Annotated in this window: 1 protein-coding gene; it reads right to left on the bottom strand. The window is 63.7% G+C overall.

Features of this window, described 5'->3' with window-relative positions:
- Nucleotides 1-988: DUF4082 domain-containing protein (locus ACFPWW_RS12560; protein ID WP_377311883.1), on the bottom strand; the 988-nt coding region annotated here is incomplete at both ends.

Below are 988 nucleotides of genomic sequence, written 5' to 3'. Positions count from 1 at the left end.
CGTGGCGCCGGCAGTGTCACGCATCGTGTAGCTGAAGACCTCGCTCAGCGTGTTGGTCGACTGGCGCAGTGCCTGGACGGCGGCATTGCTCTCGTTGACGGCATAGGTGTAGGCACCCGATGCGTTCAGCACGAGACTGCCATAGGTGCCGTTCAGCGCCGTGCCGAGCGTGCCTGATGTCGAACCGAAGCGGACTGCCGTCACCGTCTTGGTGTCGCCGGCATCCGCATCGGTGTCGTTGGTCAGGACGTTGCCGCTTGCAACCACGCCGCCCGAACCGTTCGCCACCCCGCCCTTCTCCGTCGCGTCACCCGTATCGGCAACCGCCGTCGGTGTCGTGTTGCTCGCGCTCGAGGGGCGGAAGACCACATCGGCCCAATAATTGGCGGCGTTATAGGTGGCGTTCGGAAAAATGCCTGTCGTGGCGGACCCGCCATAACGGTAGACGCCGTTGCCGCCGGCGACAGCGCTTGACTGGGCGGTCAGTGGGCCATTGGTGATGGTTGTCGTGAAGAAATTGTTGGTCGCCACGTATGCACCGGTGGTGTGGTAGGAGGCGATATAGTTGGTGTTGGCGGCGATCGCGACGGGCGTTGCGAAGTTCACCGTCTGCCAGCCGCTCGCCGTGGTATTGGTGAAGGTGGCGCTTGCAAGCTTGGTGCCCGTGGTGGTCCACAGGTCGACGACGTTCTGCCCGTTGTCGTTGGCGCTGCGGTAGAACTTGATGCCGGTGATTTCGCCGGCGACATTCGACTGGAACTTGACCCCGACCTCAAGCTGCTGACCGTCGTTGAGGTTCGTCTGGGCCGGCGTGCTGGAGGCGGAAAACAGGCTGTAGGTCGCAGGCGCCGTCGATACCGCAACGTTGAAGGTCTCGCTGGCCGAGAGGCCGCCAAGGTCGGTCGCCGTTACCCTGACGCCATAGGTGCCCGATGTCGTCGGCGTGCCGGAGAATGTCCGCGTCGTGGCATTGAAGCTCAGCCAGGCA

Source organism: Rhizobium sp. GCM10022189 (genome assembly GCF_042656325.1).
Classification (GTDB): Bacteria; Pseudomonadota; Alphaproteobacteria; order Rhizobiales; family Rhizobiaceae; genus Rhizobium.
The sequence above is the reverse complement of the archived record's forward strand: the minus strand, read 5'-3'. Positions and strand labels throughout refer to the sequence as shown.